The organism is Roseateles noduli, from assembly GCF_050626985.1.
Classification (GTDB): Bacteria; Pseudomonadota; Gammaproteobacteria; order Burkholderiales; family Burkholderiaceae_C; genus Roseateles; species Roseateles noduli_A.
Map to the genome: position 1 here is coordinate 2,054,816 of NZ_CP192463.1, position 26,658 is coordinate 2,081,473.

Below are 26,658 nucleotides of genomic sequence, written 5' to 3' on the forward strand. Positions count from 1 at the left end.
GCCGCCGCGCTTGGGTCTCAGCCCTTCGACGCCTTGGGCGGCCTCGGCCTCGACGCCCCTGGCCCGAGTCGTCCCCACCAATTGCGCACGCCGGCGCTGTTGACGATCTTGTCGTTTCGCTGCGCGTCCGTCTCCCCCTTCTCGAGACCGCGGTTGACCAGTCCCTTCAGTGTTTTCAGTGCGGCGATGTGCTTCTTTTCCTTGTTCAACGCGGCCGTGAGCGATTGCGTCACCTGATCCTGACGTCGGCCACCCGAGGTCAGCTTGCCCGTGGTCAGGGATTCCGAGTGCTGCTGGCGCGTCTTCTTCAGATTGCCGACGGTGCGCTTCGACTGTTGCAAGGCAATGTCGAAGTCCTTGGTCAGCGCATCGACTTCGGAGTCGTTATGCCCCGTCTCCAGAGCGTAGGTCTTGCCGGGCACCCCCGCGACGCTGGCCTGCCGATATCCTCGCTTGAACAGCTCAGCCTGCAGCGATTGCGCAAAACTAGACCCGTCGCCAAAGCCTGATCCGCCGCTGCAGCTCTCCAGGTACAGCGTGCCGGCAAAGCTCTTCTGCAGGCCGTCTTTGGCCAATCGATCCGCAATCTGGCGGACATTCATGTTGGCCAATTCACCGTTCGAGAAGGGCGTGCTTGGATCACGCCCCGATCGCTCCCTTCCATGGCCCACGAGCATGATGCGCGACTGGGAGGGCAACCCGTGCAGAGGTCGTACGGCAGCGGCGTGGTGTTTCAGATGTTCCGGCAGGCTGAGGCAGCCTCGTGTGTGCCCTCCCGCGTTGTAGCGGTCCGTCAGATTGCGCCGAGCCACTTCTATCGTGATGTCATTGGGCTCCAGAGAGAGGATGACCATCCCCGGGGGGGTCATGCTCAAATCCAGCGCGCGCGCCTGAGCCACCGGCTTGCCGCCGGACAAGGCCACGACCAGGACGTTCTCCGCCCGGGCATCCGCCTTCAATTCCCATTGCACGTCCCCCTTGCCCTGAACCTGCGAGGACTTGAGCAGCGCGGCCACGGCGTGCGAGTCGATGGCGACCGGTCGATCCCAGTCGTAACGTTCCTGCAGGCTCTGCCCCAACGCCGCCGCGACCTCGCCGATCAGCTGCCGCGCATCGCCGGATGCGGGCATCGGGTGCTGATGTCCAAGTTTTTCCCCCGGCTGAAAGGCGATCGGACTGTTTCGCGGTTTCAGACGACTGGACTGGGAGAAGTCCACCCCCAGGACATGCTGCCCTTCAGCGACGCTCGGACCCCGGCTGGGGTCCGTGGCCGACGCCATTGCCGTGTCGTTGTCCGAAGCCGATGCCGGGCCGCCCGCCGCGCCAAGAGAAGTGAATTTCATTGGTCATGCCGAAGTGTTCGCATGACAGGAGAGTTCGAAAACGCGCCGTTTGAGATCCGCGCTCGAACGGCGGCAGGACGCGATGCCGTGACAAGTTGCCGGGAAATGGGGCGGGAACGCCCCGCGCTACTTCGGCGGCGCGTCGGTCGGCAGCCAGCGCTTGTAGATCGCCTGGAACGTGCCGTCGCGCTTGAGCTCGTTGAGCTGCGACTGCCACGCGTGGATCGTCCCCATCGGCGTGCTGCGGGAGAACGCGATGTAGCCCTCGCTCGCCGCGAAGCTGAAGACTTCCTCCAGCGCGTCGCGCGCGACACCCGCCTGCACCAGCGTCTGCGGCATCGACAGCTTCTCCGCCGCGAACAGCGGCGCCCGCCCGGCGGCCAGCATCCGCACGCCCTGGATCGGATCGCTGATCTGCTGCAGGTTGTGGAAGCCGGCCGACTGGAGCTGCGTCAGCGTGTACCAGTCCCGCACGACCAGCACCTTGGCCGCGCGCTTCGCCTCGGCCAGCGAGCGCAGCCGGATGCCGCTGCCGGCCTTCGCGAAGAAGGTGCTCTGGAAGGTGACGATCGGGCCGACCCACTGGAAGAGCTTCTCGCGCTCGGGGATGCGGGCCATCGCGAACAGCGCCGCCGGCGGCCCGTCCTGCGCCTCGCGAAACGCACGGGCCCAGGGCATGAACTCGATGGGCAGCGACTGGCCGAGCCGTTTCTGGATCGCCTGCACGATGTCGACGGAGAGCCCGCGCGGCTGGCCGGCCTCGGTGAAATTGATCGGCGGGAATTCCTCGCTCAGCAGGCGGAGCGACGCGGACGGCGTGCCGCCGGACAACGCGGTGGCCGGAGACGCCGTGATCGGCGTGGGCGGTGTCGACGCCGGCCCCGGCCCGAGGGCCGGAGGCGGCAGGGTGGCGCGGCCGGCGGCGTGGGCGCCGCCCAACCAGGCCAGACCCGCCAGGGTCAGATGTCGTCGATGCATCCGCGAATCAGGAAGGAAGTGTCCAGTCCATGATAGGCGGCGGTAACGAAACGTCTCTTTCGCGTGGAGACGAAAGCCACGGCGGCGATGCGCATTCGTGCGCAGACGCGGCCGGGGAAAACACCGAGCCGCGCTGTCGCGCGCGCGTCATTCGCGTCATGCGCGTCTTGCGCGTCGTGCGCGTCGTGCGCGTCATGCGCGTCGTGCGCTCACTTGCCGCCGCGCAGCTTCGCCAGTTGGGCCTGCGTTTCGTTCCACAGGTCCATGCCCACCTGCGTCGCGACGCCCGCGTTCACGCGGGTCAGCCTGTCGCGCATGCGCGCGGTCTCGGCGGGGCTCAGTTCGTTGACGGCCATGCCCTTGGTCTTGAGCTCGGCGAGCGCCTTGGCGGCCTCGTCGCGCGTGTCCTTGCGCTCGAAGTCGCGGCTCTTCACGGCGGCCTGCTGCAGCACCGCCTGCTCGTCCTTGGACAGGCCGTCCCAGAACTTCTTCGACACCGTCACGATCCACGGGCTGTAGACGTGGTTCGTCACCGTGAGGTACTTCTGCACCTCGTAGAACTTGGCCGACAGGATGGTGTTGTACGGGTTCTCCTGACCGTCGACCGCATTGGTCTCCAGCGCCGTGAACAGCTCCGAATACGGCAGCGGGACAGCGTTCGCGCCCAGCTGCTTGAAGCTGTCCAGGAACACGCTGTTCTGCATCACGCGCAGCTTGATGCCGTTGAGGTCTTCCAGCTTGTTGACCGCGTGCTTGCTGTTGGTCAGGTTGCGGAAGCCGTTCTCCCAGTAGACGAGGCCGACCAGGCCCTTGTCGGTCAGCTTGGCCTTGACCTTGTCGCCGACCGGACCGTCCAGCAGCGCGTCGGCCTCGCGGACGTTGTTGACGAGGAAGGGCGTGTCCCACAGCGCCATCTCCTTGGCGATGCCGACCAGCGTCGCGGTCGATCCGACCATCATCTCCTGCGCGCCGCCGATCAGCGCCTGCTGCATCTGCGTGTCCGGTCCGAGCGCGGCGCCGCCGATCGCGCGGATCTTCATCTTGCCGCCGGAGAGCTTGTTCACCTCGTCGGCGAAGACCTTCACCGCGCGGCCCTGGTTGCTGTTCTCCGCCAGGCCGTAGCCGAAGCGGATCAGGCGCGGCTTGATGTCGGCGGCCTGCGCGGGCAGCGCGGCGGCCAGCATCGCGGCGCTCAGCGCCGTCGCGACGGCCAGGATGTTGCGGCGGGTGTTCAGGCTCTTCAGGCTCATGCTTGTCTCCTTGGGGGAAGGGGTCTGGACGGGAAGCTCGACGGGCTCAGCGCATCCACTTGATGGGCGCGGTCACGAGTTCGGGGAACGCGGTGAACATCGCCAGGATCAGCGCATACGTGATCAGGAACGGGTTCACGCCCTTGATGACCTGGTGCATCGACAGCCGGCCGACGCCGGCCACGACGTTGAGCACCGTGCCCACCGGCGGCGTGATCAGGCCGATGGCGCCGTTGAGCACGAACATCAGGCCGAAGTAGACCGGGTCGATGCCGGCCTTGACGGCGATGGGCAGCATCACCGGGGCGAAGATCAGGATGGTGGGCGTCAGGTCCAGCGCGGTGCCGATGACGACAAGGATCAGCATCATCAGCGCCATCAGCAGCCGCGGCGAATCGATCAGGCCGCCGAGCCAGCCGGTCAGCACGCCCGGCAGGTCGGCCAGCGTGATCATGTAGCTCGCGACCTGCGCGCCGGCGCACAGGAACATCACGATCGCCGTCGTCTTGGCCGCGCGCACCAGCACGCCGTGCAGGTCGCGCAGGCTCATCTCGCGGTGCACCGCGAAGCTGACGACCAGGGCGTAGAAGGCGGCCACCACGGCGGCCTCGGTGGGCGTGAAGATGCCCGTCTTCATGCCGCCGATGATGATCAGCGGCATCAGCAGCGCAAAGAACGCCTTGGCGGTGGCCTTGAGCCGGTCGGCCATCGGCATCGGCGTGCCCGGCGGCAGATCGATCTTGCGCAGCTGCAGCTTCCATGCGATCAGCAGGCCCAGGCCCATCACCAGGCCCGGCACGATGCCGGAGATGAAGAGCGCGGAGATCGAGGTGTTGGTCGTCACGCCGTAGATCACGAAGGGCATGGACGGCGGGATGATGGGCGCGATGATGCCGCCCGAGGCGATCAGGCCGGCGGAGGTCCCCATCGGATAACCGTGGCGTTGCATCATCGGCAGCAGGATGGTGGCGAGCGCGGCGGTGTCGGCGAGTGCGGAGCCGCTCATGCTGGCCATCAGGACGGCGGCGCCGATGGCGACGAAGCCGAGCCCGCCGCGGATGTGGCCGACCCAGGCCTGCGCCATCTCGATGATGCGCCGGCTGATGCCGCCGGCGTTCATCAGTTCGCCGGCGAGGATGAAGAACGGGACGGCCAGCAGCGGGAAGCTGTCGATGCCGGCGACGAGGTTCTGCGCCAGCAGCTGGGTGTCCCAGAAGTCGAGTGCCCAGGCCATGCCGGCGCCGGTCAGCACCAGCGCGAAGGCCATCGGGATGCCCAGGCCCATCAGCAGCAGCATGCCGACGGAGAAGACGATGAAGGCGAGTGCTTCGTTGCTCATGATCGATGCACCCTGCCCTTATTCGACGTCCGACTCATGGTCGAGATCGATCGGTTTGTTCCGGATCAACTCCCACACGGCCATGAGCGCGATCGCACCGCAGGACAGCAGCGCCGGCAACGGCAACAGCGCGTTGGAATAGCCCAGCACGACCGAGCGGCTGTCCAGGCCGACGACGACCTGCTGCCACGCGCCCCATCCCACCAGGGCGGCCGCGGCGATGACGGCGATGCGGATCACGGCGGTGATGACGCGCAATGCGGCGGGCTTCTTGCGCAGCGGCAGCAACAGGCTGGTGAAGGCCATGTGCTCGCCGAGCGGATAGGCGGCGGTCGCGCCGATGAAGACCATCCAGACGAAGAGCAGGCGCGAGAGTTCCTCGCTCGCGTTGATGCCGCTGCCGAAGCCGTAGCGCAGCACGACGTTGACGAACACGGCAAGCGCCATCACGGCCAGACACAGCGCCATCGCGGCTTCGCTGAGGGTCTGCAGGCGGGAGCGGCGCGCGGGGGCTGCCGAGGCGTTTGAAGCGGCGGGAGCGTCCGATGCGGGCGTCGTCATGGTCCGGTCTCCTGATTGTTGTTCGGGATCAGCAGCGCGAGCGCCTGATCGACCTGTTCCGCCAGCGTCAGGGCGGCGGGCACGGTGATGACACCGGGTTCGCCGATGGGCGATTCCAAGGTGGCGAACTGGCTGTCGACCAGCGTGGTCGAGAAGAAGTGTCGGTCAGCGCGATCGGCGACGCGCTGGAGCGCCAATGCTCGATCGATGTCGATGAACACGAAGCGCAGCGCCGGGCATGCACGACGCAGACGGTCGCGATACGCCCGCTTGAGCGCGGAGCAGCTGAGGACGACCGGCGACTGCTCGGCGAGCATCTGCCCGAGCCGTTCGAGCCAGCCCCAGCGGTCCTCGTCGGTGAGTGGCTGACCGGCTTGCATCTTGGCGATCGACGCCGGTGCGTGGTGCGCGTCGCCTTCGATGAACGTCCAGCCGAGCGATTGAGCGAGCGCCTGTCCGACGCTGGTCTTGCCGCAACCGGCAACGCCCATCACGACGATGGCGCGGGCGGCGGTCGAGGCGGCGGTGACGGTCGGCGAAGTCATTGGATAGCGCTATCCCGAAGTCTGAAAAGAGACGGCGATCGGATGAACCGGTTCGCCGTCGGGTCCTCGTCGCACAGGGAAGCAGACGGGATAGCGCTATCTTAGATGGTGCATGGAGGCACCAGATCAGGGATTACGCGGGGTATCGAGGTGCGCGGCTTCCCAGGAGGACAGCGCTATCCTCCCGAACAATGAGTTCCCTGCCCTCCTCCAAGCGCCGGCGCGCCACCGGTCGCGCCACGCTGCAAGACGTCGCGCTTGCCGCCGGCGTCAGCCCGATCACCGCGTCGCGCGCGCTGCGCGGCGAGCGCAGCGTGGCCGCCGAGCTGGTCGAGCGCGTCACCGCCGCCGTCGCGCAGCTCGGCTATGTGCCGGATCCGGCCGCGCGCGCGCTGGCCTCGTCGCGCAGCAACCAGGTCGTGGTGCTGATCCCGTTGCTGTCGAACGCGCTGTTCGTGGACCTGCTCGACGCGGCCCAGCGCACGCTGCTCGCCGCCGGCTACCAGAGCCTGATCGGCGTCACGCACTACCACCCGGAGGAAGAGGAAGCGCTGTTGCGCACCTACCTCATGAACCGGCCCGCCGGGCTGCTGGTCACCGGCTTCGACCGCACCGACGCCTCCCGTGCCCTGCTCCAGGGCAGCGGCGTGCCCTTCGTCCATGTGATGGAGAACCGCGGGGAAACGGGCCTGCATTCGGTCGGCTTCTCGCAGCAGGCCGCCGGCCATGCGATGACGGCCGAGCTGGTCCGGCGCGGCTACCGCCGGATCGCCTTCGCTGCGGCGCAGCTGGATCCGCGCACCTTGCAGCGCGCCGAGGGGTATCGCGCGGCACTCGGCGCGGCGTACGATCCGGCGCTGGAGTTCATGGACGCCGCGCCCTCATCGCTGGCGCTGGGCGCCACGATGTTCGAACGCGTGCTGCGCGAAGCGCCCGACGTCGATGCGATCTTCTTCAACAACGACGACCTGGCTCAAGGCGCGCTCCTGCAGGCGCTGCGCCAGGGCGTGAAAGTGCCTGAACGCGTGGCCGTCGTCGGGTTCAACGACCTGACCGGCGGCGATCAGATGCTGCCGCCGCTGAGCACCGTGCGGACACCGAGACGGGAGATCGGTCTGGAGGCGGCACGGATGCTCGTGGCACTGATGCGCAACGAGGCGGTGCCCGAGGTCTGCATGGACCTGGGCTTCCAGCTGGTCCTGCGAGAGAGCTGCTGAGCGCCTTGTCAGACGGGTGACAGCGCCGGCCGCTCGCTCACCAGCAGATGCCTGCGAGGCGCCCAGAACGCGCTGACGCGGACGAGGCCGAACGGATGCTGGGTCTCGAACCGGATCAGCGGCAACGCCTGCCGGCCCTGGCCGTCCGCCACCAGCGGCATCAGCACCTGCCGGCACGCGCGCGGTGACACATCGATCCAGCCGCTCCCCGGCGGCTTCGCGGTCATGCCCAGCGATACGACGATGTCCCAGCGCGAGCGGCCGGAGGGATTGATCACGTCGAGATCGACCATCACCTCGTCCCCGGCAAAACACGGCAGCGGCGAGCCGCAGCGCAGTTCAAGGCCCCTGAGCGTCGGCACGCCGTGCCACAGGCAGCCCAGCGCGGCGACCAGCAGCAGCGCGCCGACCGACGCCGACGCCAGCGAGTGCATCGTCACCCCCAGCATCAGCAGCGGCATGGCGCAGGCGAGCATCGCGAAGAACAGCGGCGTCGGCACGATGTGGAGGTCGCGCAGGCGCAGGACGGCGCGATCCTGTTCTCCGGCCTTGAAGTCGCCGTCGTTGGCCGCCGGCGTGGCGGCGCGCGGCGCGGAGACCCACGGCACGGAGACGCACGGCGCGAACGCCGCGCGGAACTCACGTGTCGACGAGGGGCGGCGCAGCAGCGCGATCGGCGGGTTGGGCGGCGACGTGGACACGGGAGGCGGCGGCAGAGCGCGGTGATATCGATGCCGCCAATCTGCCCGCCCGCCTTGAGAGACACCACAGCCTCAATGAGTCATCCGGTGACGTCGACCAACTCATTGATGCAGTCTCAATCCGCGATTCCAGGCGCGGGCGTGACGGGCATCGCGACCGCCCGATCCGGGCCGGTCGTGTCGGGCGTCGCATCGGCCTCCACCGCCGAGAACACCTTGCGGCCCCGCACCAGGTACGAATAGATCACCGGCACCACCACCAGCGTCAGGAGGGTCGACGTGATCACGCCGCCGATGATCGCGCGACCCATCGGGGCCTGGATCTCGCCGCCCTCGTTGAGCGCGATCGCCATCGGCAGCATGCCGAACACCATCGCCGCCGTCGTCATGATGATTGGCCGCATCCGGATCAGGCCCGCCTGCAGCAGGGCCTCGGGCACCGACAGGCTCTGGTCCTTGCGCAGGTGGTTGGTGAAGTCGACCAGCAGGATCGCGTTCTTCGTCACCAGGCCCATCAGCATCACCAGACCGATCATCGAGAAGATGTTGAGGGTCGTCTTCCAGAGCAGCAACGCCACCATGACGCCGATCAAGGCCAGCGGCAACGAGGCCATGATCGCGATCGGCTGCACGAAGCTGCCGAACTGGCTGGCCAGCACGATGTAGATGAAGATCAGCGCCAGGCCCATCGCGATCAGCAGGCCGTTGAAGGCTTCGGCCTGCTGCTTGCCGTCGCCGTCGACCATGAAGCTGATGCCCGGGGGCAACTGCGTCTCCTTGATCAGCTTCTGCACGTCGGCGTTGACGTCGCCGCCCGGGCGTCCCTGCACGCCGGCGTAGACCGCCTCGCGGCGCTGCAGGTTCTGGCGGCGGATCACCTCGGGGTTGAACACCGGCTCGATCGTCGCGACCTGCTCCAGCGAGATCGGCGAACCGTCCTTCGCGAAGGCCACCGGCAGGTTGCGCATCTGCTCGATGCTCTGGCGCTGCGCCTTGGGCAGGCGCAGCAGCACCTCCACCTGGTTGCCGTCGGGCGTGGTCCAGTAGGTGGCGATGTCGCCGTTGACATAGGCGCGCAGCGACGAGGCCACCTGCACCGCGTTCAGCCCCAGCTCGCGCACCGCGTTGTCGCGCAGCTTGACCGCGAAGGCCGGCAGGCCGGGCTTGACGGTGGTGTCCACGTCGACGGCGCCCTTGATCTTCTTGACCTTCTCGGCGAAGTCCTTGGCCACCTGCGTCAGCACCTCCGGATCGGAGCCCAGGATCGTGACCCACACCGGCCGGTTGAAGCCGACGCTGACCTCGACGCCGGGAATGCGCGCGATCTCGGCGCGGATCGCGTCCTCGACCTGCGTCTGCGTGCGCTTGCGTTGCTTGCGGTCGACCAGCGCGATGTCCAGGTTGGCCTGGTTGCGGCCGGTCGCCAGGCCTTCGCCGCTGCTGCCGACGACGGTCGCGACGGTCTTGATCTCCGGGAAGGTCGCGAGGATCTCCTCGACCTGCCGGACCTTGGCCTCGCCGCGCTCCAGGCTGGTCGCCACCGGCATGCGCAGCGTCAGATGGGTGAAGCCCTGGTCGATCTGCGGCTGGAACTCGCTGCCCACCGCCGGCACCAGCAGGATCGCCAGCACGAAGCTGCCGACACCCGACCACGCGACGATGCCGCGCGGCGTGATCGTCGCCATGCGCAGCCGCCGCGGCGCCTGCTTCAGGCGTTGCCCGTCGGCCCCGAACGGACGGCCGAAGGCCGGCAGCGGGAACCGGAAGCGACGCGGCGAGAACACCCAGCGCAGCGTCTTCTCGTAGGCCGTGTGCAGCACGTCCATGCCGGCGTCGGTGGCGCGGATCAGGTGGCCGATGACCGGCACCTTCTTGATGTAGGTGCTGGGCGGATCGGGCCACACCGACGACAGCATCGGATCCAGCGTGAAGCTCACGAACAGCGACACCAGCACCGCGACGGCGACCGTGATGCCGAACGGATAGAAGAACTTGCCGACGATGCCGCCCATGAAGGCGACCGGCACGAACACCGCGCAGATCGCGAAGGTCGTGGCCATCACGGCCAGGCCGATCTCGTTGGTGCCGTCCTCGGCCGCGGTGTGGTGGTCCTTGCCCATGCCGACGTGGCGCACGATGTTCTCGCGCACGACGATCGCATCGTCGATCAGCAGCCCGATGCACAGGCTCAGCGCCATCATCGTCATGAAGTTCAGCGTGAAGCCGAAGGCGTAGATCGCGATGAAGCTGGAGATCACCGAGATCGGCAGCGTCAGTCCGGTGATGATGGTCGAGCGCCAGCTGTGCAGGAACAGGAACACGATGGCGATGGTCAGCAGCGCGCCCTCGATCAGGGTGTGGCGCAGGCCGTCGAGCGAGTGCTTCACGAAGTCGCTGTTGACGTAGACCAGGCGCAGCTCCATGTCCTTGGGCAGCGTCTTGCGCAGTTCCTCGACGGCGACCTTCACCGCCTCGCCGGTCTGGACGATGTTGGCGTCCTGCTGCTTGAAGATGTTGAAGGTCACGGCCGGCTGGCCGTTGATGCGGGCGATGGAATCGAGCTCGCGCTCGCGCTCGCTGAGCGTGCCCAGGTCGCCGAGCGTCAGCGCCAGGTCGCCGCGCCGCGCGACGACGACGTTCACGAACTGCTTGGGATCCTTCACCTTGCCCTCGACGCGCAGCATCGCGTCGTCGTAGCGGTTGGAGATCAGGCCCACCGGCGCGTCGGTGTTGGCCGCATTCAGCGCGGTGGAGATCTCCGCCGGGGTGATGTTGTAGGCGCGCAGGCGCGTCGGGTCGAGGTCGATGCGGACCTCTCGCACGGCCATCCCGCCGACGTCCACCTTGGCCACGCCTTCGACGCGGCCCAGGCGCTTGGAGACGGTCAGGTCGGCCAGCATCGACAGCTCGCGCAGTGTGCGGTTCGAGCTCATCAGCGCGGCCACGATGATGGGCTGCGCGTTCTCGCCCTGGAAGCGCTGCACCATCGGCGGCTTCACGTCACGCGGGAACTGCGCCTGCGCGATCGCGACGCGGTCGCGGATCTCCTGCATGCCGCGGTTCATGTCGGCGTTCAGCGAGAACTCGACCGAGGTCTGCACGCGGCCCTCGAAGCTGCGCGACTGCACGCGCTCCACGCCGGCGATGGTGTTGAGCGCCTCCTCGAGCGGCTTGGCCACTTCGCGCTCGACGGCCTCGGGCGAGGCGCCCGGGTACTGGATGTCGATCTGCGCGCCGGGGAAGGTGATGTCGGGCGACTGCTCGACGCCCAGCTTGGAATAGGCGACCAGCCCCAGCACGCACAGCGCGACCATGACCATGGTGGCGAAGACGGGGTTGCGGATCGAGACGCGGGTCATCCACATGGGAAGCTCCTCGGCAGAAGTTGTTCTTGTTGTTGTGCTTACTGAGCGGCGCTGCCGCTCGCGGCGGCGCTGGCCACGCTGGCCACCCCCGATTTCGGCACGCGGATCTCGGCGCGCTCGCCTTCCTTGAGGTTGTCGAAGCGCGCGCCCAGCACCTGCGACTGCGGCGTCACGCCGGCCAGGATCTCGACGCGGCCCTCACGCGGATCGCGGCGGCCGGTCGTCACGATGCGGCGCACCAGCGTGCCCTTGTCGATCAGCCAGACATGCTCCTGGCCGGACACCGCGCCGATCGCCGTCACCGGCACCGTCAGGCGCGGCTTGTCGTCGGCCAGCTCCACGCGGGCGACCGCGTACTGGCCGGCGCGGAAACGCTCGCCGGGGTTGTCCAGCGACAGCGTCACCCCGATCGACCGCGTGCCGGGCTCGGCCGCCGGCGAGATGCGCGCGATGCGGGCCGTCACCGGGTCGTCGAATCCTTCGATCCTGAGCTGCACCGTCATGCCGGGCGACAGCTTGCTGACCTCGTGCATGCCGACCAGGCCGGCGAGTTCCAGCTTGGACAGGTCGACGATGGTCAGCACCGGCTGCTCGGCGGCCACCTTCTCGCCGGGCAACGTATGCCGCTTGGCGACGATGCCGTTGATCGGCGAGACCAGCGCGGCCTGGCGCAGCAGCACCTCGCTCGTGCCGAGCTGCGCCTTGGCGGACAGCATCTGGCCCTTCGCCGATTCGAGCTGGGCGCGGGAGTTGTCCAGCGCCGTCGGCGCGATGAAGTTCTGCGCCGCCAGGCCCTGGTTGGCCTTGTACTGGCGCTCGGACTGCTCGTACATGGCCTGCATCGCCTCGACGCTGGCGTTGCGCTCGGCGACCTTGTGGCGCAGCTCCTCCAGGTCCAGCTGGCCCAGCGACTGGCCGGCGCTCACGCGGCTGCCTTCGGCGACCGCGAGGCGGTCCAGGCTGCCCGAGGCCTTGGCGCGGACGATCACCGTGTTCGGCGCGACCAGCGGGCCGGAGAACTCGATGACACCGGGCATCGGCGCCATCGACGGCTTGACGATCTCGCCGGCCTGGAACTCCAGGGCCGGCTTGACCTCGTCCTTCTTCGCGGCGGGAGCGCTGCCCCCGCTCGTGGCGTACACACCGGCGCCGCCCGCGAGGACCGCCACCGCCACACCACCCAACCACCATTGCTTGCGCATGATCTCCCCCATCCGTCGACACGGGATCACCCAATTGATGATCCTTGAATGCGGCGGAGTGTAGGAATCCCCAAATTGATGCGATGGCCGGACGCGACGAATTGCAGATTGCGCGTCATGGCCTGCTTTTCTCCGGGACTGAAATTGGCGCGGCCGAGGACGGATGGCGGGTCGGCCCGATGGAATGACATCGATGCGCGATGACGCGCTCTTGGAAACCGCTGAGTTTTCCTCTCTCAGCGTCGCCGTGGCGATAGCGTCAGACCGCGTGCAGCGGATCGCGCCGGGCGCAGCGCCAATGGCTCCAGGCGCCGACGAGCGCGAAGAGCGAGGCGGCCCAGAAGCAGGCGGCGTACCCATGACTTTCAGCCAGCCACGCGCCGCCCAGGCTGCCGAGCACGCCCGAGACGCCGTATCCGAGCACCGCGTAGAGCGCCTGCCCGCGGCCCTGCAGACGACCGGGGAAGTAGCGCCCGATCAGGCCGATGCAGGCGGTGTGCTGCGCCGCGAAAGTGACGGCATGAAAGCATTGCAGCAGCACCATGGCAGCAAGGCTGGCGCCCAGCCACGCCGTGCCGGCCAGGCGCAGCGCCGCCAGCAGCGCGGCGGCGACCAGCCAGTGGTGCAGATGGTGCTGCCGCACCCAGCGGCCCTGGAACGCGAACCAGCAGATCTCCGCCGCCACCGACACCGCCCACAGCGCCCCCACCTGCCCCTTGCCGTAACCGAGCCGGTCCAGGTAGAGGCTGTAGAACGCGTAGATCGCCGTGTGCGCGAGCACGGTGAAGAACATGCCGAGGAAGAACCAGCCGACCTCGGGCCGGCGCAGCGTGTCGGCGATGGAGACCGGCTCGGCGGCGTCGTGCTGGACGGCGGCGCGCTTGGGCAGGCGCCAGGCGGCGATGACCAGGGCCGAGAGTCCGACGACGATGGTCCACGGGAACACCGACATCCCCGCCCAGTCGAACCACCAGCCCCCACCGACGACGGTCACCAGGAAACCGACCGAGCCCCAGAGGCGCACGCGGCCGTATCGCTTCGGATCCATGCCGCCGCTCGCGGCGAGTTCATGCGCGATCAAGGCCTCGTTGAGCGGCGTCACGCAGGCGTTGAAGAAGTACATCAGGAAGACGACCGCCGTCAGTCCGATCACCGACGCCGTGCCTGCCGCCGACGTGGCCGAGACGGCCGGTACCAGCAGCAGCCCGAGCGCGCTGACCCAGCAGGCGAGCGCCGCGGCGCGGATCAGTTCGACGCGCCGTCCGCTGCGATCGGCCACCAGGCCCCACAGATACGGCGCGAACAGCCGCGTCCAGCTCTGCATGGACACCAGCAGCCCGATCGCGACGACCGGCAGGCCGAGGGACTTGTACCAGAGCGGCGCGAACGGGTTGAACAGCCCGATGCTGCCGTAATAAGCGCAGCCGAGCAGCGCGCTCGCGCGCAGCACGCGGCGGCTGTCAGTCACCGGTCATTCGCCGAAGATTCACCGCCGCGTTCCACCAGCCATCCACTGCTCATCCGCCGCCCATCCGCCGCTCATTCAGCGGTCGGACGCTGGCCGGCGATGGCGGGGATCGGGAGCTCCACGTCCGCGCACTGCGCGCGGTCCATCAGCACATGGTCGATGACGACCAGCGCCAGCATCGCCTCGGCGATCGGCGTCGCGCGGATGCCCACGCAGGGATCGTGGCGGCCGAAGGTCTCGACCGTGGTCGGCTCGCCCGCGCGATTGATCGAGGCCTTGGGGGTGCGGATCGAGCTGGTCGGCTTGATCGCGATCGACACGCGCAGGTCCTGGCCGCTCGAGATCCCGCCCAGCACGCCGCCGGCGTTGTTGCTGGCGAAGCCCGCGGGCGTCAGCTCGTCGCCATGCTGGCTGCCGCGCTGGCGCACGCTCTCGAAGCCGGCGCCGATCTCGACGCCCTTGACCGCGTTGATGCCCATCATCGCGTAGGCGATGTCGGCGTCGAGCTTGTCGAACAGCGGCTGGCCCAGCCCGGCCGGCATGCCGGTGGCCTCGACCATCAGCCGCGCGCCGACGGAGTCGCCGTCCTTGCGCAACGCGTCCATGTAGTCCTCGAGCGCCTGGATCTGCGAGACATTGGCGGCGAAGAACGGGTTCTGGCCGACGTGTTCCCAGCCCTCGAAGGCCAGGTCGATCTCGCCGAGCGCCGTCATGCAGCCGCGGAAGCCGATGCCGAGTTCCTGCTGCAGCCATTTGCGGGCGACCGCGCCGGCCGCCACCATCGGCGCCGTCAGCCGCGCCGACGACCGCCCGCCGCCGCGCGGATCGCGCAGGCCGTACTTGCGCCAGTAGGTGTAGTCGGCGTGGCCCGGGCGGAAGGTGTCGAGGATGTTGCCGTAGTCCTTGCTGCGCTGGTCGACGTTGCGGATCAGCAGGCAGATCGGCGTGCCGGTGGTCAGGCCCTCGTAGACGCCGGACAGGATCTCGACCTGGTCGGGTTCCTGGCGCTGCGTCACGTGGCGCGAGGTGCCCGGACGGCGCCGGTCCAGCTCGGGCTGAATGTCCGCCACCGACAGCGCCAGCCCCGGCGGACAGCCGTCGATCACGCAGCCGATGGCCGGACCGTGGCTCTCGCCGAAGTTGGTGACGCGAAACAAGCTGCCGAAAGTGCTGCCGGACATCTGGAAACCTGCCGAGGCGGGAGAAACCGAAGCCGTCGATTCTACGAGCGGCCCCTGACCTCGCGACTCGTCATGCGCCCCGTCTCCGACATTGCGACCTCATTAAGCGGTCAACTCAGCGCTCGGAGATGACGATGCGTCCGCGTCCGCGTCCGCGCCCGCGCCCGCGTCCGCGTCCGCATCTGCCAGCGTCTGCGCATCGGCGCCGGCCATGACATCCGCCATGACGACGGCCGCCACCTCGCCGCGCGCGATGCGCGCCTGCGCCTCGGGATCGCGCTCGAAGACCGCAATCGATTCGACGTGCGCCGTGTGCGGGAACATGTTGACCGCGCCCGCCTTCGTGCAGCGGTACCCGGCCACGTGGACCAGCAGGCCCGCGTCGCGCGCCAGCGTCGACGGCGCGCACGACACGTAGACGATGCGCTCCGGCGGCGTCCAGCCCGGCGCCAGCGACGGATCCTTGACCAGATCCGCCAGCGCCTTCACGAGCGCGAACGCGCCTTCGCGCGGCGGATCGATCAGCCAGCGGTCGGACACGCCGTCGGCGGCCAGCAGTTGCGGCGTCATCTCGAACAGGTTGCGGGCAACGAAACTCGCCTTGTGATCGAGGCCGTTGCGCGCCGCGTTCTCGCGCGAGCGCTGCACCAGCGCCTCGCTGCCTTCGATGCCCAGCACCTCGCGCGCCTGCGTGGCCAGCGGCAGTGTGAAGTTGCCCAGGCCGCAGAACCAGTCGATGACGCGCTCGCCCGACTGCACGCCCAGCAGGCGCAGCGCGCGACCGACCAGCACCGTGTTGATGTGGTGGTTGACCTGCGTGAAGTCGGTCGGCTTGAAGGGCATCAGCACGCCAAACTCCGGCAGCGTGTAGGCCAGCTCGGGTCCGCCCGCGTCGAGCAGGTGCACCGTGTCCGGCCCCTTGGGCTGCAGCCACCATTGCACGCCATGCTCGGCCGCGAACGCGCGCAGCTTCGCGACATCGCCCGGGCTCAGCGGCTCCAGATGGCGCAGCACCAGCGCGATGACCTGCGTGCCGTCGGTATCGCCGATGGCGAGCTCGATCTGCGGCAGACGGTCGCGCGCGTCCATCGCGCCGACCAGCTCGCGCAGCGGCATCAGCATCGCGCTGATCTTCTCGGGCAAGACCTTGCAGACCTGCATGTCGGCGATGTAGCGGCTCTTGCGCTCGTGGAAGCCGACCAGCACGTGGCCCTTCTTCGGCACGTAGCGCACCGACAGGCGCGCGCGATAGCGGTAGCCGGTGGCCGGGCCCTCGATCGGACGCAGCAGCGCCTCGGCCCTGACCTTGCCGAGGTGCCAGAGGTTGTCCTCCAGCACACGTTGCTTGACGGCGACCTGGGCGCCCGGGTGCAGGTGCTGCATCTTGCAGCCGCCGCAGGCGCCGGGATGCAGGCCGAAATGCGGGCAGACCGGGCGCACACGCTGCGAGCTCTCGCGGCGCATCGCGACCATCGCGGCCTGCTCCCACTTGTTCTTCTTGCGGCCGACGGTGACCTGGACTTCCTCGCCGGGCAAGGCGCCCTCGATGAACACCACCTTGCCTTCGCTGTTGTGGGCGACGCCCTGCGCTTCAAGGTCCAGCGAGTCGACCTTCAGCCATTCCGATACATCAGTCATGGGGGCGCATTATCCCAGCGCCACAGGACGTGCCCGCCGCCGCTCCCGCGACGACGACCCGCATGAAGGCGCCGTGATGCGGAACATGTCCGCACCGCACCCGCCTCACGCGGCGTCAGAAGATCGAATCGCGGCTGATGCCCTGCCGCATCATGTTGCGCTTGAGCTTGGCCAGCGCCTCGATCTGGATCTGCCGGATGCGCTCACGCGTCAGGCTGAGCCGCACGGCCAGGATGTCCAGCGTCTCGGGCTCGCGGTCCGCGAGGCCGTAACGACCGGCGAGCACTTCGCGCTCGCGGTCGCTGAGCGAGGCCAGCCCGCTCTTGAGCAGGTCCTCGAGCTCATGGCTCAGCCGATGTCCCGCCGGATCGACGGCCTGCTCGTCCGCGACCAGGTCCAGCATCGATTCGCCGCCCTCGCCGTTGCGGTCGACCGGAGAATCGAGCGAGCTCGGCAGCTCCGCATACGCCAGCAGCTCGGCGATCTCGTCGACCGGCCGTCCGAGCGCCTGGGCGACGTCCTCGGCGCGCACGCCGCCTTCGCCGCCGCGCTGCGCCGCGACCGCCTCCAGCGCGCGACGCGCCTTCAGCACCTGGTTGAGCTCGCGCACGATGTGCACCGGCAGCCGCACCAGCCGCGCCTGATGCATCAGCGCGCGCTCCACCGCCTGGCGGATCCACCAGCTGGCGTAGGTCGAGAAACGGAAGCCGCGTTCGGGCTCGAACTTGCCGATCGCGTGCATCAGGCCGAGGTTGCCTTCCTCGATGAGATCGCTCATCGGCAGGCCGCGGCCCAGGTAGTTCTTGGCGATGCTGACGACCAGCCGCAGGTTGTGCTCGATCATCGCCTGCCGCGCCTCGAAGTCGCCGGCGCGCGCTTTCACGGCGGTGTCGTACTCCTCCTGCGGCGTCAGCAGCGGCGTGCGGCGGATGTCGCGCAGGTAGGCCTGCAGGGCGTTGGTGGCGTCGCCGTCGGCGGGTCCGAGATCGCCCTTGCCGGACTTGGACTTGCCCTTGCCGTCCTCGGATTCGACGCTGCGCAGGACGCGGACCTCGTCGTCGTCATCGGTCGCGACCTCCGCCGCACCGGGCGCGTCAGCGTCGTCGCGCGCGGCGTGTTCGCGCTCGTCGCCGTCGTGAGGGTCGGGGCCGTCGTCATGATCGGCATCATTGCCGGCGGCCTGCGCGACATCGTGACCGTCCACCGCCAACTCGGGCGGCAGCTTGAAGCGGCCGGGATGAACGGGTCGATCCAGGCCGTCGGGCAGAAGTCCGTCAGTCGAAGAGGCGCGATGCAAGGTCATGTTGCGGCGCCTCCTTGAGCGCCTCAGCGCGCGGGCAACAACTTGGACGGATCGATCGGCTTGCCTTGCTTGCGCACTTCGAAGTGCAGCTTCACCGAATCCGCGTCGCTGGAACCCATCTCTGCGATCTTCTGGCCCTTGCGCACCACCTGGTCCTCCTTCACCAGCAGGGTCTGGTTATGCGCGTAAGCCGTCAGATAGTTCGTGCTGTGCTTGATGATGATCATGTTGCCGTATCCGCGCAACCCCGCGCCCGCATACATCACGCGGCCATCGGCGGCGGCGAAGACCGGATCCCCGGCCTTGCCGGAGAAGGCCATGCCCTTGTTGCGGACCTCGTCGAAGCCCGCGGCCACCGCGCCGGACGCGGGCCAGCCCCAGCTGATGTCGTCATCGTCCTTGGTGACGGCGGGCGCGGCGGGCGCGGCGGGCGTCGCTGCGCCGCTGGCGGGCGAGGAGGAGGACGCGGCCGCGGCGGTCGTCGTCGCCGGAGCCGGGGACTTGCCATCCAGCGGACGCGTCTCCACCTTGGAAGTCGTCAGCGGACGGGTCGTCGCCGCGTTCGGGTCGAGGCCCGGCGGAATCACGCGCAAGACCTGACCCACCTCGACCAGGTTGGGGTTGTCCATGCCGTTCCATCTCGCCACGTCGCGCCAGCCCTGGCCGTTGTCCATCGCGATGCGGATCAGCGTGTCGCCGGGCTTGACGGTGTAGTAGCCGGGCTTGCCGGCGTTCTCGGCGCCGGGCAGCGGTTTCGATTCCGGGGCGGGCGTGACCGCGGTGCCGGGAATGGCCGGCGCAGTCGCCTTGCCGACGGGACGGTCCTCCACCGGCGCGCGGTGCGGGGTGTTCTGGCAGCCCGTGAGCGCGAGCACCGCCACGGAGACCCAGAGCAGCGGGGAACGGAAGAGTTGTTGCATGCGCGAAGTTGTCATTTGGAAAGCCGAAGCGCGGAAGCCACCGTCGGGCTGGCGCGCTACAGGACGCCTGATTTTAGGGGTACGAACAGGACGGCCTCATGCAGGCTGCGCAGGAAACGCGAGCCCGCGGCGTCGCGGACATGATCGATCAGGACCAGGACTTGCCCCCGGCCGCTGGGCGCGGTCATCGGCGCCACCAGCCGGCCGCCGGGCGCGAGCTGGTCCAGCCAGGCTTGCGGGATGTCGTCGCCGCCGGCGGCGGAGATGATGCTGTCGTACGGGGCCGACGGCGGGTGGCCGAGCATGCCGTCCCCGTAGACGAGCCGGATCTGGTGATGCCCCACGAGGTTGGCGCGCGCCTTGTCGTGCAGCGGCCGCAGCCGCTCGACCGACACGACCTGTTTCGACAACTGCATCAGCAGCGCCGCCTGGTAGCCGCAGCCGGTGCCGATCTCGAGCACCTTGCCCAGATGCCCACGTTGCCGCGCCCCGGGCGCGTCGAGCATCAGCGCCATCATCCGCCCGACGACGGACGGCTTGGAGATCGTCTGCCCGTGGCCGATCGGCAGGCTGGTGTCCTCGTAGGCCTGGGTGGCGAGCGCGGAGTCGACGAAGTGATGGCGATGCACCGTGGCCAGCGCCTGCAGCACGCGCTCGTCGGACAGGCCTTCGCGGCGCAGCCGCTCGACCATGCGCTGGCGCACCCCGGCCGAATCGAGGCCCAGTCCGATCGGCGTCGTCTGCCGGGCCTTGATGGCGGCGGCCTGCTGCCAATGGCCCTGCGGCTTGAGCGGCTCGCGCGCCTCGGCGGCCGCGGCTGCGCCGGGCGCGCCCGGGCGGGTCGCTCCGAGCTTGTCCAGCGACAGCGGAAAGCGCTTGGGCCGGGGCGGCAGCGAGGTCATGGACGGCCGTCGGTCTGCAGTTGCTGGCGCCAGTGGCCCAGCGTCGCGTGTTCGGTGAGGTCGACCTGCAGCGGCGTGACCGATACGGCGCCATTGGCGGTCGCGTGGAAATCGGTGCCCTCGCCCGCTTCGCGCTCGGCGCCGGCCGGGCCGATCCAGTAGATCATCTCGCCGCGCGGGCTGCGTTGCTGGATCGTGGCCTCGCTGGCGTGGCGGCGTCCCAGGCGCGTGATGCGGCGCGGCAGCGAGGCGGCGTCGGCACGGTTCGGGATGTTGACGCTGAGCAGGAAGGGCTGACCCAGTCCGCCCGCGATGACGTCCTGGACCAGCGCGCGCGCGACGGCGGCGGCGGCGTCCAGGTCGCCCCAGCCCTTCTCGACCTGCGAGAAGGCGATCGACGGCACGCCGAAGAGGTAGCCCTCGGTCGCGGCGGCGACGGTGCCCGAGTAGAGCGTGTCGTCGCCCATGTTCGCGCCGTTGTTGATGCCGGACAGCACCAGGTCGGGCTTGTAGTCCAGCAGCCCGGTCAGGGCCAGGTGGACGCAGTCGGACGGCGTGCCGTTGACGTAGCGATAACCGTTGGAGGACGTGTACACCGACAGCGGCCGGTGCAGCGTGAGCGAGTTGGACGTGCCGCTGGCGTTCTGCTCCGGGGCGATGACTTCCACCGTGCCGAGCCCTTCGCAGGCACGGACCAGGGCGGCGAGACCGGGGGCCAGATAGCCGTCGTCGTTGGCGATGAGGATGCGCATGGACGGCATTGTAGGCAGGCCGTCACCCCGGTGACGCGAGGGTCCACCCGTGCTGCCTATCATGCGCCCGGCGACCCCTGGACCACCCCGCGACGATTGGCGGATCCATCAGAATGAGGAGACGAGACATGAAGGCATGGCTGTGCGAGAACCCCGTCGGCGTCGAAGCGCTGCAGTGGAAGGAACTGCCCTCCCCGCAGCCCGGCCCCGGCCAGCTGAAGGTGGCGATCAAGGCGGCGAGCCTGAACTTCCCCGACCTGCTCATCGTCCAGAACAAGTACCAGATGAAGCCGCCGCTGCCCTTCGTGCCGGGCACCGAGTTCGCCGGCATCGTCGAGGCGGTCGGCGACGGCGTGACCGGCTTCAAGCCGGGCGACGCGGTGGCGGCCTTCACCGGCACCGGCGGCTTCGGCACCGAGGCGCTGGTGCCCGCCGCGCTGGCGCTGCCGCTGCCGCCCGGCTTCCCCTTCGAGGACGCCGCGGCCTTCATCTGCACCTATGCCACCAGCCACCATGCGCTGATCGACCGCGCCGCGCTCCAGGCCGGCGAGACGGTGCTGATCCTGGGCGCGGCGGGCGGTGTCGGCACGGCGGCGATCCAGATCGCGAAGGCGGCCGGCGCGCGGGTGATCGCGGCGGCCTCGTCGGACGAGAAATGCGCGCGTTGTCGCGAGATCGGCGCCGATGCCACGATCAACTACGCGAGCGGCTCGCTGCGGGACGAGATCAAGGCGCTGACCGAGGGCAAGGGCCCGGACGTCATCTACGACCCCGTCGGCGGCGACCTGGCCGAGGCGGCGTTCCGCTCGATCGGCTGGCGCGGGCGTTACCTGGTGGTCGGGTTCGCGCAGGGCAGCATCCCGGCGCTGCCGCTGAACCTGGCGCTGCTGAAGGGGGCCTCGCTGGTCGGCGTCTTCTGGGGAGAGTTCGCGAAGCGCGAACCCAAGCGCAACGCCGCGATGATGATGACGCTGGCGCAGTGGTACGCGGCTGGCAAGATCCGCCCGGTGATCGACCAGGTCCTGCCGATGGAGGAGCTGCCCAAGGCCTTCGAGCGCATGGCCTCGCGGCAGGTGGTGGGCAAGCTGGTGGTCGTCAACGGCTGACCGTCCGTCGACCGCCGGACGATCGTCCGGCGACACCCTGTTTCACGGGGCATGCAAGCCCGGGGGGCGCTGCTAGGATGCGGCCAGCTATCGCTCCCCACACCATGGCCGTCAAAGTTCTCATCGTCGAAGACAACCCCGTCGCCCGCAGCTTCCTGTGCCGCGTGGTGCGTGAAAGCTTCAGCGACGGCATGGAGATCACCGAGGCCGGCGACCTGGAAGGCGCGCGCCGCCAGCTCGCCAAGGTGGAGGCCGAGTCGCCCGCCACCGGCTACAAGCTGATCATGATCGACCTGGAACTGCCGGACGGCAACGGCATGGAGTTCCTGGGCGAGCTCGCCGGCAAGCCGGCGGTCAAGATCGTCACGACGCTCTATTCGGACGATGACCACCTCTTCCCCGCCCTGCAACGCGGTGCGGACGGCTACCTGCTGAAGGAAGACCGCTTCGAGGTGCTGGTGGAGGAGCTGCAGCGCATCGTACGCGGCCAGCCGCCGCTGTCGCCCGCGATCGCGCGCCGGCTGCTGTCGCACTTCCGTCCGGGGTCGACCGGCGATTCGGGCCCGATGGGACTGAACTCCGGCTTCGGCAGCCTGACCTCCACGGCCACGCCCAGCACGCGCGGCGTCACGCTGGATCCGGTGCCCGAATGGGAACGCCTGACCCCGCGCGAGAACGAGGTGCTGACCTACCTCAGCAAGGGTTTCACGATCAAGGAGATCGCGAACCTCATGGGCATCAAGTGGTTCACCGTCAACGACCACATCAAGAGCATCTACAAGAAGCTCAACGTGTCGAGCCGCGCGGAAGCGGCGGTGCTGGCGTCGAAGCAAGGGCTGGTCTGAATTGCCTGTGAAGGCAAGGGCTTTGGCCCGCTTGATTCCGGTTCCATCAATGCCTGCCTCGAAGGCGCCGAACGGTGAGAGCAACGCGCCTCCAGGGGTGAGAGCAGGAGCCTCTCACGGTATGCGTTTGGCGTGGCAGGACATGGATTGCTCACATGAAGACTCTCACACTGGGTCGCCTCTTCCTCATAGCGGATAGAGCGGCATTGACTAAGCGAGGCGCGCACTGCATCGCATAGGATCGTTCATCGCAACTGCCTGTCGATTCGCTCCATGCATCTCGATCCAGTCGTCACGCGCCGCTTCGAAGAACTCAAACAAAAGGGGGAAGCTGTTATCGCTGCCAAGCAACTGGACTTCACCTCGCATGAGGGCCGTCAGGTCTTTACCGTCCCCACAGATGCATACAAGGCATGGGCAACCAATGTCCTCAATCTGTTGCACCGGACCTTTGGAGACGAAAGCGTTCACTACCGAAACTTCGCTGAGCACTACAGTGCGTTCCAAGGATGGCTTTCGGAATGCAAGGACAGCTTTGCCATCTTTAGCGCGGCGAAGGAGGACTATGAAGGCGGCTACCTGTTTCACTTGAGGACGCTCGCAAAAGCCGAGGTGCTTGCCGACGCTCTTAGCCAATCGCGAGACCTGCTCTCAGCAGGCTACAAAGATCCCGCATGCATTCTGGCCAGGGTTGCGCTTGAGTCTTCTCTCAAGGACCTGGCCGCGAGATTTGGCGTGCCCGAAGGAAAGCTAGACAAGATGAACGCCGACCTCTGTCGAGCAGGTGCGTACAACATGGTCAAGCAGAAGCAAGTTACAGCATGGGCCGACATCGGAAACAAGGCCGCGCACGGCAAGTGGACCGATTACTCTGAGCAGGACGCTAGGGCAATGGTCGCGGGCGTCGAGGCGCTGGTTGGCGACCTGTAACCCGAGATCGTCATTGCGCTTCTAACCCTGACCCACGCATGCGTAGTACCTTGGACGTCAACGGCTATGCCGTTCACCTGCTCTCCGTCACTGCCAGGAACACCCACGACGGAGTGATCGAGGGCAACCCCTACCTCGAACGGAAGTGGCGCGTTGTGATGGGCAGGAAATGGATGGAACAGCCAGGTCACCTGGTTCACGCGATCGACGAGATCGAGCGCGAGCTTGCAGCGATTGACAGTCGTCACGCGGTGTGGGGCCCGAACGAGCGCTGGGAGGCTGTCGTTGCTGATCAGATCGATTTCGAAGCATCGACGCAGCGCGTGTTGACATTGCGCTGGTATCAAGAAGGCGGCGACCCCATGGCTCGACTTCAAGAGATCATTGCCGGCCTCGACTTCCGTGCGCTCGCCGTCGCAGTCCCCGTCGACTTGTCCGATTGAGTGACAACCTGACGCACGATGTTCCGGTCTGGCGACAACGCCGGCGATTGCCGACGCCGCGCGCTCACCACCGATACCCCGCCTTCGCGTAGTACTGCCGCCCGTTCGCCCCGAACGGCGAGAACTGGTTGTAGGCCAGGATGCCGCCGACGGCGTTCGGCGTGGTCACCCGATCGGGGTAGCGGTCGGTGACGTTGTCGATGCCGGCGCTGAGCGACCAGGCGCCCTGCTCCCACCCCGCCGACAGATCCAGCAGCCACGCCGGCCCGAAGGTCTGGTCGTTGGCCGCGTTGGACTGGCGGATCACGAAGCTGCCGTAACGGCTCGCCGCCGCGCGGCCGATCCACGGTCCCCAGCGGTGCTCGGCACCGAGCACCAGCTTGTCCTTCGGCGACCCGATCGTGGCGCGCGCCAGCGAGACGCGGTCGATCAGCTCCAGGTTGTTGGCCGTGAGGATCGCCGGGTTGTCGTCGACATGCCGGATCGAATTCTTGTTGTGGTTGTAGGCCACCGTGTACTGGCCACGGCCCGCGCCGCCCCAGTCCTGCTGCCACGTGCTCACGACGTCCACGCCACGCGTGCGCGTGTCCAGCGCATTGGTGAAGTAACGCCCCGCGCTGACCAGCACGCCCTGCGCCGCCAGCTGATTGCGGAGCGCCGCCGGCAGCGTCAGGTTGGCCGACAGCAGGATGCGGTCGTCGATGTCGATCTGGTAGACGTCGACCGTGGTCTGCCATTGCGCCAGCGGCTGCAACAGCAGGCCGAGGCTCAGGTTGCGCGACTTCTCCGCCTTCAGCGGCTTGGCGCCGAGCGCCGCCGCGGTTGCGGATTCCACCGGGAAGGTGCCGGCATCGACCAGCGCGCCGTTGATCAGGTTGGTCGAGGTGGTGGCGAAGTACTGCTGTGCCAGTGATGGCGCGCGGAAGCCGGTGGACACCGTGCCGCGCAGCGCCACGGCCGGGGACCACACGTAGCGGCCCGACAGCTTCGCGGAGGTCGCATTGCCGAAGTCGTTGTAGTGCTCGGCCCGCAGCGCGGCGGAGGCGCTGAAGGCCCTCGTCACCTGGCCTTCAAGGCTCGCGTAGGCGGCGATGTCATGGCGTGAATGCGCGCCGGCGTTGCTCGGCTGGAAGCCGGGGAAACCGGAAGCGCCGCCGCTCTGGTACGACGCCGGTTCACCGGCATCGATCTCGTAGCGCTCGCGACGGGCCTCGGCGCCGAGGGCCAAAGTCCACGGCGCGACCAGACCGAGGTCGACCTCGCGCGACAGGTCCAGATTCAGCACCGTCTGCTGGTTGCTGAGTCGACCGGCGTCGAAGCGCGTCGGGCTCGCGTTGCCGAGCGAGTAGTTGGCCGTGTTGGCCACGTCGATGTCGAAGCGGTTGCGGCCATGGTTGACGCTCGCGTCCCAGGACCATCCGGCCAACTCACCGCGCACGCCGGCGACGATGCCGGTGTCGACGGTGGTGCTGTCCTGCAACGGCAGGAAGCCCTCGGGGTACAGCCCGGCGACGTTGTTGGCGACAGCGGTCGCGCGAGTGCGCCAGAACGCGGCGGAGACCGTGTCGCGATGGCTGAGCGTGGCGACGGCATAGGCCTGCAGGCTGCCGCTCAGCGCGACCTCGGCGTTGATCACCGCGGACTGCTGATGGCTGTCCGGATCGCCGAGTCGGTTGTTGACCTGGCCGAAGCGGGGTTCGGTCGCCGCGTCGCGCGTGTCGACGCCGGCGCGGTTGGTGCGCTGCTGATGGCGGTTCTCGAGCGCGAAGCGCACCCATCCGTCCTGTCCGAGCGCGAAGCCGGCGCTGGCCGCCTCGGTGTGGCGGAAGCCGTCGCCCGCATCGGTCTGGCCGACCTCGGCGTTGACGCTGCCGCCCTTGGCGCCCTTCTTCAGGACAATGTTGATCACACCCGCGATCGCGTCGGAGCCGTACTGCGCGGCGGCGCCGTCGCGCAGGACCTCGACGCGCTCGATCGCGGCGAACGGGATCGTGTTCAGGTCCACCGGCGCGGAGCCGCGGCCCTGCGTGCCGTTGATGTTGACCACGGCGGTGGTGTGGCGGCGCTTGCCGTCGATCAGCACGAGGGTCTGGTCGGGCGAGAGCCCGCGCAACTGGGCGGGCCGCAAGGCATCGGAGGCGTCGGTCAGCGACGGACGCGGGAAGTTCAGCGACGGCAGCAACTGGCCGAGCGCGGTCGCGAGTTCGGAGGTCCCGGTGCGCTGCAGATCGGCGACGCTGAGGACATCGACGGGCGATTCCGACTCCGCCACCGTGCGATTCACGCGACGGGTTCCTGTGACGACGACCTGCTGGAGTTGATCGCCGGAGGCGGCGGCCGGCGTCGACGCCTGCTGAGTTTGAGCCTGGGCCTGGACGGCGGACGCGAGGCTGGCGATGGCGGCGAGCGCCACGGCGCTCAGCGGGATTCCGGAGATCAGCGGGCGGAAGGACGAACGAAGGGACATGGGGGCTTTCGGGGATTCATCAGTCACGACAACCCCATAGCCTGCGGGCCTTGGCATGCCCGGCCAACGAAGCGCACCGCACAAGCAAATGCGAAGGACGAGCTTCAGTCCCTAGCGCAGCTGCGTCAGCACCACCGCCAGCGTCCCCAGCGACAGCACCGTCGACACCAGCGTGGTGGTCGACGACACCCCGACGTCCCGT

General features: G+C 68.3%; 22 protein-coding genes. 5 read left to right on the forward strand and 17 right to left on the reverse strand.

Going from position 1 to position 26,658, the window contains the following annotated elements:
- Window positions 1-17 precede the first annotated feature (17 nt).
- The 6 genes from ACQ4L4_RS08875 to ACQ4L4_RS08900 all read right to left on the reverse strand — a co-directional run bounded on the left by ACQ4L4_RS08875 (window position 18) and on the right by ACQ4L4_RS08900 (window position 6,016).
- Window positions 18-1,343 carry a hypothetical protein gene (locus ACQ4L4_RS08875; RefSeq protein ID WP_431103881.1) on the reverse strand — a complete coding sequence of 442 codons (1,326 nt, stop codon included), beginning with the start codon at window positions 1,341-1,343 and terminating at the stop codon, window positions 18-20.
- 126 nt (window positions 1,344-1,469) lie between these two features.
- Complete coding sequence (locus ACQ4L4_RS08880) at window positions 1,470-2,321, reverse strand: substrate-binding periplasmic protein (RefSeq protein ID WP_431103882.1); 852 nt, start codon at window positions 2,319-2,321, stop codon at window positions 1,470-1,472.
- A gap of 209 nt (window positions 2,322-2,530) precedes the next feature.
- On the reverse strand, window positions 2,531-3,571 hold the full coding sequence (locus ACQ4L4_RS08885; RefSeq protein WP_431103883.1) for a TRAP transporter substrate-binding protein: 1,041 nt from the start codon (window positions 3,569-3,571) through the stop codon (window positions 2,531-2,533).
- Between the two features lie 46 nt (window positions 3,572-3,617).
- The gene (locus ACQ4L4_RS08890; RefSeq protein ID WP_377154787.1) at window positions 3,618-4,910 is read right to left on the reverse strand and encodes a TRAP transporter large permease; all 1,293 of its coding nucleotides are present in this window, start codon (window positions 4,908-4,910) and stop codon (window positions 3,618-3,620) included.
- Between the two features lie 18 nt (window positions 4,911-4,928).
- Window positions 4,929-5,471: a TRAP transporter small permease gene (locus ACQ4L4_RS08895; protein ID WP_431103884.1), complete on the reverse strand. Its 543-nt coding sequence runs from the start codon at window positions 5,469-5,471 to the stop codon at window positions 4,929-4,931.
- Entirely contained in the window at window positions 5,468-6,016 is a 549-nt protein-coding gene (locus tag ACQ4L4_RS08900; RefSeq protein WP_431103885.1) for a gluconokinase, read from the reverse strand. The genes ACQ4L4_RS08895 and ACQ4L4_RS08900 overlap by 4 nt, the downstream gene beginning before the upstream one ends.
- Before the next feature lie 191 nt (window positions 6,017-6,207).
- On the opposite strand from ACQ4L4_RS08900, the gene ACQ4L4_RS08905 reads away from it, so the two are divergent.
- Window positions 6,208-7,233 carry a LacI family DNA-binding transcriptional regulator gene (locus tag ACQ4L4_RS08905; protein ID WP_431103886.1) on the forward strand — a complete coding sequence of 342 codons (1,026 nt, stop codon included), beginning with the start codon at window positions 6,208-6,210 and terminating at the stop codon, window positions 7,231-7,233.
- 8 nt (window positions 7,234-7,241) lie between these two features.
- On the opposite strand, the gene ACQ4L4_RS08910 is transcribed toward ACQ4L4_RS08905, so the two are convergent.
- The 10 genes from ACQ4L4_RS08910 to surE form a co-directional block, all read right to left on the reverse strand.
- Entirely contained in the window at window positions 7,242-7,934 is a 693-nt protein-coding gene (locus tag ACQ4L4_RS08910; protein ID WP_431103887.1) for a hypothetical protein, read from the reverse strand.
- 116 nt (window positions 7,935-8,050) lie between these two features.
- Complete coding sequence (locus ACQ4L4_RS08915) at window positions 8,051-11,299, reverse strand: efflux RND transporter permease subunit (RefSeq protein WP_431103888.1); 3,249 nt, start codon at window positions 11,297-11,299, stop codon at window positions 8,051-8,053.
- Between the two features lie 38 nt (window positions 11,300-11,337).
- Window positions 11,338-12,501 carry an efflux RND transporter periplasmic adaptor subunit gene (locus ACQ4L4_RS08920; RefSeq protein ID WP_431103889.1) on the reverse strand — a complete coding sequence of 388 codons (1,164 nt, stop codon included), beginning with the start codon at window positions 12,499-12,501 and terminating at the stop codon, window positions 11,338-11,340.
- A 259-nt stretch (window positions 12,502-12,760) separates the two neighbouring features.
- Window positions 12,761-13,969 carry an MFS transporter gene (locus tag ACQ4L4_RS08925; RefSeq protein ID WP_431103890.1) on the reverse strand — a complete coding sequence of 403 codons (1,209 nt, stop codon included), beginning with the start codon at window positions 13,967-13,969 and terminating at the stop codon, window positions 12,761-12,763.
- Window positions 13,970-14,040: 71 nt separating this feature from the next.
- A complete protein-coding gene (aroC, locus tag ACQ4L4_RS08930; protein WP_431103891.1) occupies window positions 14,041-15,150 on the reverse strand; it encodes a chorismate synthase in 1,110 nt (369 codons plus the stop codon).
- Between the two features lie 102 nt (window positions 15,151-15,252).
- Window positions 15,253-16,788: a 23S rRNA (uracil(1939)-C(5))-methyltransferase RlmD gene (rlmD, locus tag ACQ4L4_RS08935; protein ID WP_431103892.1), complete on the reverse strand. Its 1,536-nt coding sequence runs from the start codon at window positions 16,786-16,788 to the stop codon at window positions 15,253-15,255.
- 115 nt (window positions 16,789-16,903) lie between these two features.
- Window positions 16,904-18,091: an RNA polymerase sigma factor RpoS gene (rpoS, locus tag ACQ4L4_RS08940; RefSeq protein WP_431103893.1), complete on the reverse strand. Its 1,188-nt coding sequence runs from the start codon at window positions 18,089-18,091 to the stop codon at window positions 16,904-16,906.
- Between the two features lie 23 nt (window positions 18,092-18,114).
- Window positions 18,115-19,011: a peptidoglycan DD-metalloendopeptidase family protein gene (locus ACQ4L4_RS08945; protein ID WP_431103894.1), complete on the reverse strand. Its 897-nt coding sequence runs from the start codon at window positions 19,009-19,011 to the stop codon at window positions 18,115-18,117.
- Window positions 19,012-19,067: 56 nt separating this feature from the next.
- On the reverse strand, window positions 19,068-19,913 hold the full coding sequence (locus tag ACQ4L4_RS08950; RefSeq protein ID WP_431103895.1) for a protein-L-isoaspartate(D-aspartate) O-methyltransferase: 846 nt from the start codon (window positions 19,911-19,913) through the stop codon (window positions 19,068-19,070).
- A complete protein-coding gene (gene surE / locus ACQ4L4_RS08955) occupies window positions 19,910-20,665 on the reverse strand; it encodes a 5'/3'-nucleotidase SurE (RefSeq protein ID WP_377154759.1) in 756 nt (251 codons plus the stop codon). The genes ACQ4L4_RS08950 and surE overlap by 4 nt, the downstream gene beginning before the upstream one ends.
- 128 nt (window positions 20,666-20,793) lie before the next feature.
- On the opposite strand from surE, the gene ACQ4L4_RS08960 reads away from it, so the two are divergent.
- The 4 genes from ACQ4L4_RS08960 (at window position 20,794) to ACQ4L4_RS08975 (ending at window position 23,989) form a co-directional block, all read left to right on the forward strand.
- Complete coding sequence (locus ACQ4L4_RS08960; protein ID WP_377154757.1) at window positions 20,794-21,771, forward strand: NADPH:quinone oxidoreductase family protein; 978 nt, start codon at window positions 20,794-20,796, stop codon at window positions 21,769-21,771.
- Between the two features lie 104 nt (window positions 21,772-21,875).
- The gene (locus tag ACQ4L4_RS08965) at window positions 21,876-22,616 is read left to right on the forward strand and encodes a LuxR C-terminal-related transcriptional regulator (RefSeq protein ID WP_377154755.1); all 741 of its coding nucleotides are present in this window, start codon (window positions 21,876-21,878) and stop codon (window positions 22,614-22,616) included.
- A gap of 273 nt (window positions 22,617-22,889) precedes the next feature.
- A complete protein-coding gene (locus ACQ4L4_RS08970) occupies window positions 22,890-23,546 on the forward strand; it encodes a DUF4145 domain-containing protein (RefSeq protein ID WP_431103896.1) in 657 nt (218 codons plus the stop codon).
- Between the two features lie 50 nt (window positions 23,547-23,596).
- Window positions 23,597-23,989, forward strand: coding sequence for a hypothetical protein (locus ACQ4L4_RS08975; protein ID WP_431103897.1), 393 nt, complete (start codon window positions 23,597-23,599; stop codon window positions 23,987-23,989).
- A 64-nt stretch (window positions 23,990-24,053) separates the two neighbouring features.
- On the opposite strand, the gene ACQ4L4_RS08980 is transcribed toward ACQ4L4_RS08975, so the two are convergent.
- Window positions 24,054-26,456 (reverse strand): TonB-dependent receptor plug domain-containing protein, encoded by a 2,403-nt coding sequence (locus ACQ4L4_RS08980; RefSeq protein ID WP_431103898.1) that lies wholly within the window; start codon window positions 26,454-26,456, stop codon window positions 24,054-24,056.
- Window positions 26,457-26,658 lie beyond the last annotated feature (202 nt).

Bases quoted from the DNA above. Each gene is read 5' to 3' on its own strand.
- ACQ4L4_RS08875 (WP_431103881.1), bottom strand. From the start codon at position 1,343: ATGAAATTCACTTCTCTTGGCGCGGCGGGCGGCCCGGCATCGGCTTCG.
- ACQ4L4_RS08880 (WP_431103882.1), bottom strand. From the start codon at position 2,321: ATGCATCGACGACATCTGACCCTGGCGGGTCTGGCCTGGTTGGGCGGC.
- ACQ4L4_RS08885 (WP_431103883.1), bottom strand. From the start codon at position 3,571: ATGAGCCTGAAGAGCCTGAACACCCGCCGCAACATCCTGGCCGTCGCG.
- ACQ4L4_RS08890 (WP_377154787.1), bottom strand. From the start codon at position 4,910: ATGAGCAACGAAGCACTCGCCTTCATCGTCTTCTCCGTCGGCATGCTG.
- ACQ4L4_RS08895 (WP_431103884.1), bottom strand. From the start codon at position 5,471: ATGACGACGCCCGCATCGGACGCTCCCGCCGCTTCAAACGCCTCGGCA.
- ACQ4L4_RS08900 (WP_431103885.1), bottom strand. From the start codon at position 6,016: ATGACTTCGCCGACCGTCACCGCCGCCTCGACCGCCGCCCGCGCCATC.
- ACQ4L4_RS08905 (WP_431103886.1), top strand. From the start codon at position 6,208: ATGAGTTCCCTGCCCTCCTCCAAGCGCCGGCGCGCCACCGGTCGCGCC.
- ACQ4L4_RS08915 (WP_431103888.1), bottom strand. From the start codon at position 11,299: ATGTGGATGACCCGCGTCTCGATCCGCAACCCCGTCTTCGCCACCATG.
- ACQ4L4_RS08920 (WP_431103889.1), bottom strand. From the start codon at position 12,501: ATGCGCAAGCAATGGTGGTTGGGTGGTGTGGCGGTGGCGGTCCTCGCG.
- aroC (WP_431103891.1), bottom strand. From the start codon at position 15,150: ATGTCCGGCAGCACTTTCGGCAGCTTGTTTCGCGTCACCAACTTCGGC.
- rlmD (WP_431103892.1), bottom strand. From the start codon at position 16,788: ATGACTGATGTATCGGAATGGCTGAAGGTCGACTCGCTGGACCTTGAA.
- rpoS (WP_431103893.1), bottom strand. From the start codon at position 18,091: ATGACCTTGCATCGCGCCTCTTCGACTGACGGACTTCTGCCCGACGGC.
- ACQ4L4_RS08945 (WP_431103894.1), bottom strand. From the start codon at position 19,011: ATGCAACAACTCTTCCGTTCCCCGCTGCTCTGGGTCTCCGTGGCGGTG.
- ACQ4L4_RS08950 (WP_431103895.1), bottom strand. From the start codon at position 19,913: ATGACCTCGCTGCCGCCCCGGCCCAAGCGCTTTCCGCTGTCGCTGGAC.
- surE (WP_377154759.1), bottom strand. From the start codon at position 20,665: ATGCGCATCCTCATCGCCAACGACGACGGCTATCTGGCCCCCGGTCTC.
- ACQ4L4_RS08960 (WP_377154757.1), top strand. From the start codon at position 20,794: ATGAAGGCATGGCTGTGCGAGAACCCCGTCGGCGTCGAAGCGCTGCAG.
- ACQ4L4_RS08965 (WP_377154755.1), top strand. From the start codon at position 21,876: ATGGCCGTCAAAGTTCTCATCGTCGAAGACAACCCCGTCGCCCGCAGC.
- ACQ4L4_RS08970 (WP_431103896.1), top strand. From the start codon at position 22,890: ATGCATCTCGATCCAGTCGTCACGCGCCGCTTCGAAGAACTCAAACAA.
- ACQ4L4_RS08980 (WP_431103898.1), bottom strand. From the start codon at position 26,456: ATGTCCCTTCGTTCGTCCTTCCGCCCGCTGATCTCCGGAATCCCGCTG.